This is a genomic window from Flavobacterium sp. (genome assembly GCF_044368625.1).
GTDB lineage: Bacteria > Bacteroidota > Bacteroidia > Flavobacteriales > Flavobacteriaceae > Flavobacterium.
This window is the reverse complement of sequence record NZ_JBIPPD010000111.1, coordinates 1-10,886: the sequence shown is the minus strand read 5'-3', so window position 1 is coordinate 10,886 and position 10,886 is coordinate 1. Positions and strand designations below refer to the sequence as shown.

General features: G+C 34.9%; 10 protein-coding genes. 2 read left to right on the top strand and 8 right to left on the bottom strand.

Annotation, left to right across the window (positions count from 1 at the left end):
• Together ACIQ2X_RS09590 and ACIQ2X_RS09585 are read left to right on the top strand one after the other, a co-directional pair.
• The coding region (locus tag ACIQ2X_RS09590; protein WP_396178711.1) for a hypothetical protein at positions 1-2,257 on the top strand (2,257 nt) is incomplete at its 5' end.
• A 17-nt stretch (positions 2,258-2,274) separates the two neighbouring features.
• Positions 2,275-3,330, top strand: coding sequence for a T9SS type A sorting domain-containing protein (locus tag ACIQ2X_RS09585; RefSeq protein ID WP_396178710.1), 1,056 nt, complete (start codon positions 2,275-2,277; stop codon positions 3,328-3,330).
• 78 nt (positions 3,331-3,408) lie between these two features.
• On the opposite strand, the gene ACIQ2X_RS09580 is transcribed toward ACIQ2X_RS09585, so the two are convergent.
• The 8 genes from ACIQ2X_RS09580 to ACIQ2X_RS09545 form a co-directional block, all read right to left on the bottom strand.
• Complete coding sequence (locus ACIQ2X_RS09580; RefSeq protein ID WP_396178709.1) at positions 3,409-4,119, bottom strand: DUF4369 domain-containing protein; 711 nt, start codon at positions 4,117-4,119, stop codon at positions 3,409-3,411.
• Positions 4,120-4,208: 89 nt separating this feature from the next.
• Positions 4,209-6,035 carry a peptidase M61 gene (locus ACIQ2X_RS09575; protein WP_396178708.1) on the bottom strand — a complete coding sequence of 609 codons (1,827 nt, stop codon included), beginning with the start codon at positions 6,033-6,035 and terminating at the stop codon, positions 4,209-4,211.
• A 173-nt stretch (positions 6,036-6,208) separates the two neighbouring features.
• Positions 6,209-7,699 carry a S41 family peptidase gene (locus tag ACIQ2X_RS09570; RefSeq protein WP_396178707.1) on the bottom strand — a complete coding sequence of 497 codons (1,491 nt, stop codon included), beginning with the start codon at positions 7,697-7,699 and terminating at the stop codon, positions 6,209-6,211.
• Between the two features lie 22 nt (positions 7,700-7,721).
• On the bottom strand, positions 7,722-9,110 hold the full coding sequence (locus ACIQ2X_RS09565) for an alpha/beta hydrolase family protein (protein ID WP_396178706.1): 1,389 nt from the start codon (positions 9,108-9,110) through the stop codon (positions 7,722-7,724).
• 6 nt (positions 9,111-9,116) lie between these two features.
• Positions 9,117-9,707, bottom strand: coding sequence for a hypothetical protein (locus tag ACIQ2X_RS09560; RefSeq protein ID WP_396178705.1), 591 nt, complete (start codon positions 9,705-9,707; stop codon positions 9,117-9,119).
• Between the two features lie 159 nt (positions 9,708-9,866).
• A complete protein-coding gene (locus tag ACIQ2X_RS09555) occupies positions 9,867-10,151 on the bottom strand; it encodes a DUF2089 family protein (protein ID WP_396178704.1) in 285 nt (94 codons plus the stop codon).
• A 118-nt stretch (positions 10,152-10,269) separates the two neighbouring features.
• The gene (locus tag ACIQ2X_RS09550) at positions 10,270-10,548 is read right to left on the bottom strand and encodes a DUF2805 domain-containing protein (RefSeq protein WP_396178703.1); all 279 of its coding nucleotides are present in this window, start codon (positions 10,546-10,548) and stop codon (positions 10,270-10,272) included.
• Positions 10,549-10,645: 97 nt separating this feature from the next.
• Positions 10,646-10,886: sterol desaturase family protein (locus ACIQ2X_RS09545; RefSeq protein WP_396178702.1), on the bottom strand; the 241-nt coding region annotated here is incomplete at its 5' end.

The following is a 10,886-nucleotide window of genomic DNA, read 5'->3' as shown; positions in this document are numbered from 1 at the left end:
AACATGTTTTGAAGTAGGTATTAGTTTATCTTGTTTTGAAGACCAAATTTACCCTACTTGCAATTCATCCTATGGAAACAACAAGTATTTTGTGATGAGTAATCGATTGGATAATGGTATAGCCAAAAGGTATCCAAGAGAGGAGGAACGAATGGTTTTAAATGATATTGGTTATAATCTTAATGATACTTTTGGTAACGCAACAATTTTAAACGGATACTATAGTTACACAAATTTTCAAACTAATAATTCAGAAATAGTAGTAGGTATAAATGATGGTATTAATACCGACTTAACGTTTACTTTTGTCATTGAAGCTAACCAAGATTTTAATTTAAGTGGTGCTATGTTAATAGGCAATGATGTAAATGCAAATAGTTTTGAAAGTTTACAAGTCATTAATACTATTGCCAATATTTCAACCACCTTCGGAGATAATAACACCGATATCATTTTTAACAGTAGTCAGGAGGGAATACATTTGCTCACCTACATGCCAAAAAATGGAGACGTTTATGGAAGCTTGACTAATGTGATAATTTTGGTAAGATATGGAAATGTATGTGGCTCAGTTGCACCATGTAGCACTGTTTTTAATGGTGGCTTTGAGCAATTTCAAAGCATACCTACCGGTCCACATCAATTTAATCTTACTTGTAGATGGCAGAACTTTTCGTTCGCTGGGACAATGCCTGCAAATTACTTTCATAGTTCTTCCCCAAATTTTTCATATAGAGTACCTAGTAACCTTTATGGCTTTCAGAATGATGCCGTTGTTGGAAATCAAGCTTATGTTTCTTTAGGTACTTATAATTGGCCTAATTTTCCAAATTTTCCACACGCATTTCAAACCAGCAATACTATAGGTCAAATTATTAGAACAACGTTACAGCAACCTATGATTGAGGGTAGAAGGTATCGTATTTCCTATCAAATTTCGAGGGTAGATAATGGCAATAACAATATATTTTATGCTTATCAGGCTTTTGTAACCAATGTAAACTTTCCGTTGGCAAATATCAATTTTTTAACAAATACGATGTTGAGCCAAGGAAGTTTGTATACCAATTCTGATGCAAATGGAAATCCAATATTTACTACCGACCCAAATGAGTGGCAGACCATACAATTTACGCACACTTCAACTGGTGATGAAGAATATTTGTATATCGGGGCACTTAATAATGCACCTATTCAAAACCCCAATAATATTACTAATGCAAATGCATATGCAGTGCATTATATTGATAATGTGAGCGTACAACTTATTGAGGAAACATTTCCTGATGAATTTACGGTGTCAAGTTCCACAACCGATCAGGCAACAGTAACCAGTATATTAAATAATGATTTGTTTGACGGAGCTCCTAACCAGCAAATCATTAGTCAAATACCTACTAACCATCCTTACATAACTATTCAAAGTAATGGCACACTTTTGATTGCTGCAAATACACCTGTTGGTACTTATAATTTGAATTATTTTTTTACCAATGGTTGTGGACAAAGTAATACGAGTACAATTCAGATTTTGGTTGACGATTTTGTGCTGACGCATCCTAGTAAATGTATGGGAGCAAAAATATGTACCAGTCCACAAGCCCAAACTTCAGATACTCCACTTAGTGAAAATTCAAGCTGGATAGAGGGAACGTTTCCAGATCCAGCTTATTTAATCAATACAAATGCTGCTGAGTTGGGAGATTTAGAATTTTTCTTTGAACCAGCACCATTTGATTATCAGCCCGATTATCCCGTTGTTATGCCCCCATTTTTAACCTTAAACCCCGATGGATCATTAACAGTGCAACCTAATACACCACCGCAACCCTATGGTTTTTTTATGAAAGCATGTCTTACTGGAAACCCCAATATATGCACCGTACCTATTAGAGTAGATGGTCGCGTCGCCCCAGCCATAGAGGCGCCAACTTATGTTGTTTATGTAAATTCGAGCGGTGTACCTTTTGTGGATTTTTGGCAACCGGGTGGTGTTTATTATGAAGCTTATTATAGCGGCCCTATGAATGTCCTTGGTAATGCCACTTTGTGCGACCAGCAAGCGACTTTGAGTAATGTGGTAATTACAGAGAATGGAACTAATCCGAATTGGTATTTAAATCCAATTACTGGAAATATAGAAAGTTTAGCGGGCAATTATCCAATAGGATTTTCACAAATTAGCTATACCATTTGCGAAAATGGCAACCCAAATAACTGCGCTTCAGGACTAATTACCATAAATATTGTCCCCTAATACAAAAACCACCTGTCATGAAACAATTATATATAACAGCAATAGCGCTCTTTCTAATTAGCACCTCAAATGCGCAAGTGATTAATTTTACTTGTCAAAACCTTAAGAATGTATTACTAAGTGCAAACCCAAACATCAATAAGGCAGGTACAGGCTGGGCTCAACAAAACAATTTGTACAATAGCACAGGATTTGCAAGTACTGCTTATGCAACAGTAGATACTAATAACAATGGAGAAATAGAAGTGAGCGAAGCCCAACAAATAACATCATTGTGGATTGGATCCCAAGGAATAACTAGTTTGGATGGCTTAGAATATTTTGTGAATCTTAAGCATTTAAATATTGCACAAAGTCCAAATCTCTCAGCTTTCAACTTGCCTACTTTATCTCAGCTAGAAGTTTTATTTTGTTTTAATACAGGCATTACCTCCTTGGATCTAGCCCCTTATCCTTTGCTCAATGATCTGTATGTAATGAACAATGGTATGACATCAATCAACTTGAGTGCCAACCCGCTCATGCGTTTGTTGCAGTGTAGAGACAATCAGCTTACCTCGCTCGATTTGAGTAATAATCCAAACATGATTTACCTGTACATGAAAAACAACAACATCAGCACGCTCAACATTAAAAACGGTGCACAACAACTTTTTACTGGGAATGTTTATATGCTACCTGATGCATGGGCAAATAACCCACTCACAGCAATATGTCTTGACAGTAATGAGCTGCAAAATGTACAGTCGCATTTAACAAGCAATAATTACAACTTGAGTAGTATTGTTTTTGATACCACGGCAACTTGCATGCTCAACACCAGTGGTTTTGGAATTTCGACCATCAGAGTGAGTCCAAACCCGTCAAGCGGAATTATTGAAATAACGATGCCTGAAATATCCTCAGGCACAATTAAAGTTTTCAATATGTTAGGAAGCCTTGTGCAGCAATTTGATTATGTAAACCAAGATAAATTTCTGACAGATTTAAGTGCTTTTCAAAAAGGATTTTATTTAATAAACATTACAAACCAAAAGCAACAAACCTATACACAGAAACTGATTTTGAAATAGAAAAGATTTTGTTAAATGTTTATAGCGGTCATGTAATTATGTTGAATCACGCTACTTTTTGTATTGAAAAATGTTTTTCTAGTTTTCCTTTTTGAGTTCAGTCACATAACTTGTAAGGAGCTTTCCATATTTTGAATCAGCTACTTTTGGACTCATGGTATTATGAATGGTATCCAGAAATTTTATGTTGGCATCGCCAAGTTCAGTCAAAGCTACATAAGGTGCGATTTCATGCTCTTTATTATTCAAGGCAAAGTTGATGGCAAATAAATACTTTCTCTTCAATTTTTGGTTAAACTTGTTCTCAATACTGTCCAAATCCTGAGGTCGGTTGAAGCGCTGGGCATCGAATTTTTCTTTAGAAATTTCCAATAGTTCATAGTTGTACTTTTTATTGACTTTCTGAAATTGTTCAAAGAGTTTATGATTTTCGGATCCCGTTATTTTGGCATTCGCATAAAAATACTTCAATTCGGTATCAACATTAATAGTTCCAGGTTGTACAAAAATGGGTAAAACGTTATCGGTTGATTTGGTAACTCCTCTGTCCACCACCAAATACATCATTTCGGGAGAATCCAAGTTAAAATCAAAATTAAATTTGGAATCTCTATCCATTTTGACGCTGTCGATGGAGGTAAGAACTGTATCATTCATTTTTTGTAAATAGACTGTTCCTGCAGTAAATCCTTTGATGTTTCCGGTAATATGTGTGTTGGTATCCGCATTTTTTTCGCTACAACTAACCAATAGGATTGCTGTGGTAAGCGAAAGAATAAATTGTTTCATTTGGTTATATTTTTTTGGCAAAATAATAAAAAAATCCCCAAAAAACGCTGTTAATTGGGGATTATATTTAAAACTTAAATGTGGGTATTTTAACCTTTCAACCAAGCTTCTTTTAAAGCGGATTTTTCTTTATCTGTAAACTGATAGCCTGGTATTAATTCGGTTGGTAAAACTGCTTTACCAGTAAATTTTTTCTCCACTCCGTCCCGTTTTATGGTAAAAGTGGTTGCATCATTTTCTTGTAATGAAGTGCTCCACATAATCAAGTCGTTGATGTTATCCAAGTTGTATTTTACATCGTTAATGGCAACTAAGATATCGCCACCTTGAAGTCCTAGTTCCTTCAAAAAGGGTTGCATTGGTGCGTTCGGAATAAATCGAATTTCCTTTGTAGTAGGTTCAACAGTGATTAAAGGAGCTTGTTCTTTTATAAATAAATTTCCTTCCGAAGACACCATCGTTTTGGTTACACCCATTTTAGCAAAATAGTCGCTGTACAAAATCGGAGTTGGACCACTGACGTATTTTTCTAAAAATGTGCCAATTTCAGGATAGGTAAGTGCGGTAATTTTGCCAAAAAGTTCGCTGTCGTCAAATGCTTTTTTGGTTCCAAATGCTGCCGAAAGTTTTTTCATTAGATCTAAAATTCCCCGTTCGCCTTTGCTTTTTTCTCTTATTTCAATGTCCAAGCACATGGCAATCAACGCTCCTTTTTCATATACGTTCAAATATTGATCTTTATAAGGTTTAACCAAAACATTGGCACTCATTTTTGTAAACGGCAACATGTCGTTCATTGTGGAAGCATTTGCAATTTTACCCGCCATTCTTTTGTAAAACTCCTCTTCTGTAATTAGGCCTTGATTGATTTGGAACAAATTGGCAAAATATTCCGTAACGCCTTCATACATCCACAAATGTTCGGACATTTTGGGTGCATTGAAATCAAAATTTTGAATTTCTTTCGAATGAATATTCAAAGGAGTTACAATATGGAAAAATTCGTGCGAAACCACATCTTTGAGTTGTTCTTGTAATTCTGCTTTAGGAAGTAATTCTGGCATCACCACTGTTGTGGAAGTGGGATGTTCTAAAGCTCCAAAACCGTTGGCGTCTGGCTTGGTGTTATCAGATAGGTAGAGTAGGACAGCGTATTTTTTTGTGGAATCAAAATTTCCTAAAAAGTTTTTTTGAGCTGTTATCATTTTTTTCATTTCAGGAGTAATGCTTTCGGCTGTTACACGTCCGCTTGGAGAATACACAGCTATGAGAATTTCCATTCCATGAACCGTAAATGTGGTATAATCGGGCTTGGCATACATTATCGGATGTTCGACTAATGTGGCGTAGCGATCGGTATTGAAAATGTCTTTTGTTTTGGATGCATCCAAATCGGTCATAGCGGTCGCTCCCCAAAGATTTTCAGGATGAAGAACCGTTAGCTCATAAGGGATTTGGTCAAAACCAGTAAAATAACCTACAAACGCATGCGTGTTGATCATAAAGTTTTTTCCTTCTTCAATGTTGCTTCCTGCAGGCGAAAAAATTTCGTGTGTGTCTTCAATATCATACGTGTCGTTAACCTGATACGTAATTGTTTTGGCTTTTGGGGCATCGCTAATTTTCCAAGAATTGTCATCTATTTTAGTGGTTGTAAGCAAATTTCCCTTGGCGTCAAAAGCTTTGAATTCTTCAATGTATTTTCCATAATCGTCTTCGGAATAAGTACCAGGAATTATTTTTGGAAAACTGTACACCAAACTTGAAGCAGCTGTACTCGGAACTTTTACCGAAACTGTAACTTGATCATTTGTTATTTTATTCAAATCCAATTGGACTTGAATTTTGGACTGCGAAAATCCAACTGCGAAAAATGCCAAAAACGGCAATATGTATATGTTTTGTTTTACAACCATCAGAATTAAAATTTTAGTGTTTTAAAGTTAGACTTTAATTTGTTTGAATTGTTACTTGAAACCTCAAAAAAAGGAAAAAGAAGTAATTGGTTCTAAATTTTTGATGTTTTATCGTATATAAAAGTCAAACTCTTGTGTACATTAGGTTTAAAAACCAATTTTTGAAATTCCATTTAATGCCGTTGTATTTTTTCATTTATTAGCTTTAAGGCAAATTCCAGACTGACATTTTCTTTATTTAGGTATTGGTTAATTGTGGGTAGCACTTCGTAATGAGGCTTTACACCACTACCAAAGGGTAATTTGGGTTCAACATTCATAACAAATTGTAGAGCGGGAATATCAATAATTATTTTGGAATTTGGCAAAGTTAACTTGCGACCGTAACCACTCGTATTTCCTAAATAGCCTCCTCCAGTTTCCTGTCCAATAAACGTAGCCAAGCCTTGCGAATACATCATATTGGAAAACTCACTACCGCCTGAATAGGTATATGGACCAATAATTACATACACATTTCCTGAGAACTTGTTTTTGGGTTCTTTTTTATAAGCCATCAGTCCTAAAATAAAATTATTTCTTCGTTCAAGACTTCCATCTTTCATTTTTTTATTGGTAAAAATTCTTTCAAAAAATCCAAATACTTTTAGTTTTATGGGTGGGTCTGTTCCATTATCAAGAACAACTTTCTGATTTTTTGCTTTAACTTTTAGGTACTTTTTATAATTTTTGCCAAAATAGGAGTAGAGCAATCCTTCATTTCCCTCTGTACCGCCACCGTTTTCACTTACGTCAATTATAACATTTTTAATGTTATTTTCTTTAATCTCTAAAAAGCAATTTTCTAAAAATTTATTTAAAGATTTAAACCCACTTTCTTTTTTAATTAACGGGTTGTCAAATGTATTTATGGCAAGATATGCTGTGTTTTGATTGATTATTTTGAACTCTAGCGGTGTCTCTTTTTCGTCAGTTGATGGAACAGGATTGTTTTTTAAGTTTTCGTTGATCAGGCTTATAGGTAGCGACTTAAAAGTGACTGATTGGGGCAGCTCTTTAAATTTCACTTCAAATTGTTTAACAATACCGTAATAATAGTAATAATATTTTGAAAAACTAAATCCACTTAAATCATTAAATTTTACAGGTTTGATGTAGCCATCAGAAGCAAATAAATTTCCAATTTCCGAAACGATTTCCTCAGGAGTTTTACCATTTATTGTTGCAATTTCAAGTTTTTCAAGTTTTTCTTTATTATTTGACGCATTTCGGATACAGTAAAGTCGTTTACCAATGAATTGTACAATCAATGGAAAAAACTGTATTTCTTGATTTTTGAAAGTTTCGTCGGTAACAATTTTAGGCAAAAAAACATCGGTATGGTCTTCTCTTGACAAGGCTACTAAAGGCGCTACTATTTTATGAAATTCAAGAACGTTTAAATCGGTACCAATTTTATTTTTCGCGTTTTGAAAAGCCAAATCAACACTGTCTTTAGAGGTGTACCAATACATTCCTGAATGAAACTTGTCCAAACCTTGGTACAATAAATTTAAATCGCTTTGGAGTTTCTCTTTTGCAATTTTCGGAAATTCACCAAAATTTTGAGAATGTGTTGTTTTGAATACGAATAGGAAGAGTAGTACTACTAGCGTTTTTTTCATTGTTCGGTTTTTGATTTAGTGGCTATTTAACTTGCTTTTGAATCCAATCCGACATCGTTTTTAATACTTCCGTTGAAAATGTTTCGTCAATTAAACTGTATTCTTCTGCTTTACAAGTGGTGCAATGCTGAAACAAATGGTTAAGTCCAGGAAAAATTTGCAAAGTAACTTTTTTATTTCCGCCTTCTTTCAACGCTTCAGTAATTCCTTTTGTATTGAGATCAGCGGTTACTTGAATGTCTTTTTCACCATTTAAAACAAGCACAGGACATTTTACTTTTTTCAAATTTTCTTTGGGATTGTAGGAAATAAAATACCGCAACCAAGGCGTGACAATTCCATCTACTTCTTGCTTCAAAGTTTTGTCTATTTCTTGTTGTGTAGGACGTTCCGATGCGGGTATTTTATCAACATTGGATTGAAAATAGGCGGTTAATTTTGTTTTTATCACGGACAAATCAACGTCTTCTTTAAGGATGTTGTAAATGGTTTGGTTGGTAATTTTTGATGCGTTCAATTCTTCTTCCGACATTCCTGCTTGTTTGCCCACTTCGTTATTTTGATCGATTAAAAGTACGTCACCAGTCACGCCTGTTCCTGCTAGAAGTACTAAAAACGCAATATTTTTGTCTGTTGCTGCAAGCATTGGAGCAATCATACCCCCTTCGGAATGTCCAATGACACCTATTTTTTTAGCGTCAATTTCCTTTCGAGTTCTTAAATATTCGATAGCTGCTTTGGCATCTGTGGCAAAATCAGCTGAGGTTGCTAACATGGGGTTTCCATTGGATTCGCCTACACCACGATCATCATAACGCAAAACTGCAATTCCGTTTCGGGTCAGATAATCCGAAATGATGAGAAATGGTTTGTGCCCTAAAATTTCAGAATCCCGGTTTTGTTGGCCACTTCCAGAAATCAAAATTACAGCGGGAAATTTTCCCTCTTTTTTAGGTAAAGAAAGCGTTCCTCCAAAAGAGATGTTCTCTTTTGAATTCATAAATTGTACATTTTCGGAGTAGTAGGGATATGGCTGCACAGGTTCTTGTGGTCTTTTAATTTCAACTACACCTTTGGTCAAAATCAAGGGTGTTGCAAAAGTACCTTGTTCAAAAGTACCTGTAATTTCAGTATCGCTCGTCCATTTTCCGGTATATTTAATTGCCGCTGGTGCTATTGAAATACTCAATTTTTGATTGATAAAAGTAATGTCGTTTACAGGAATTCCTTTTGCCCCTTGATTCGGACTGTCCATCGTTGCGATGTAGCCATCGTTTGTTTTTGTGAAATGGAAAACCAAAGGGAGTTTTGACGTTGGAAGATCGAGAATGCCTGTCCAGCTTCCACTGATATCTTGCGCAAACAGCGTAGAAGTTACTGATAAAAGTAAAAAAAAGATGATTTTTTTCATGGTGAATTAGTGTATGAGGTAGAAAATGATTTTTGAAATTACTTCTGCGATAATTAAGGTGATGCCAAAAAGCACTACTTCAGCCGCGCCTTTGGCATTTGTGGCTACTTTGTATCCTTGATAAAGCAAATAAGTAAACCAGGCTAAAAAAACAATCGATACTCCTGCAAATACGAATAAAAGAAGCATTTGCGTATTTTCAAATTGTGGTACAGTACCTGGTTGTGCCTTTTGAAATTGTTGTCTTAGTTTTTCACTTTCAATTAAAATAATATTGTTCCAATTGAAAAAGGCCAAAAAGTAATACGGAATTCGTGCAATTAAACTCGTTGCAAAAATGTCGATCAAACGTGTTTTATTGTTTCTGATTTTCCCAAGTGTAAAAAGGCTTAGCGATAAAATAACAATATTTAATGCATTGTCCATCAGAGTGTCTGCCATAAATGTTGGGCTATAAAAATGCAAATCGAGTACTCCATCAAATCGGGCATTAAAATAAGCAGCGGTCATACTTAATACAATTGTAGCCGCAGTGCCAAATAAAATCAGGGGTCGTTCTAAAAATTGCTCAAACGGATTAAATAGGATCTTTTTCATATGTAAAAGTGATTTTTTAGCGGTCGTATATGGTATCGCTCTTAATTTATTGGAGTTTACCTCACATTGTTATAGTTTTCATCGGTGTTCGATGACCCGAGCTTGCGAACTGGCGAAGCATTTTCAATTGCTTGCGCAAATGTGTCGTTAATGGCTACTTCATAATGGAGTATTTGTTTTTAGATTTTTAATTCGGTCAATAATGTCGTCGAGTTTATTTCGAACAGTGGGATAACTTTTTCCCATCTGATTCGCCATTTCTTTTAAACTACCACTGGATAAAAAAAAGTCTAAAATAAATTGTTGTTCTTCCTCTGGTATTTGCAGCAACAAAGGCAAGACGTACTTTCCTGAAACCTTGGTTTGGCAATCCGGACAACTGAGCTCGGTAACGGAAAGCCGACTATCGCAACTGGGACAACTGATTGGAAATTTGGATTTCATAATACTTTATGGAATAAATTTTAAACAAAGTTAATAATAAAATAAACAAAGTTTAATTATGTTTAAATAAAATTTCAAAATGGGGTAAAAAAAAACTTCTGCAAGCAGAAGTTCCAATTTAGTCTAATTTATTTTTTATGTAGTATTTCCCATCTAAATCTTCGTCAAAGTCGTCAATCTTTAGTGGTTTAGGCTTCGGTTTGGCAGCCATTGCTTTCTTTTTCCAATGTTCAAATTTTTCAGCCGTTAATCGTTTTTTCATAATTTCGATGATTTCTCTTTCTGCAAAACCAAATTCTTTTTTAATGATTTCAAAGGGATTTCGCTCTTCTAAGGCAAGTGTAATCAACTTTTCGTTTTGTTCACGACTTAATTCGATATTCTTATTCTTTTTCATTAGGTGAAAATTAATTCAGATAATTTGTTAAAGGTTAAATTATTAGTCAATATTAAGAAAAAAAAATAGGACTATGGTACACGAGTCACACTTTTTTTTAAAAAATAGTTTCGCTTTTTTTTACAAGCTTTTCAAAAGGAATTTTCAACATCGTTTGTACATCGCTGTGTTGTTTTTCATTGAGATGCGTATCGACTCCGTACCTGATTTTGGAATTTTCTAATTTTGAAAATGTCCCAAAAATACGATCCCAAATCGAAAAAATGTTACCGTAATTCGTGTCGGTGTAAGGCAATACATAATGATGATGGACTTTGTGCATGTCGGGGGCAACAATG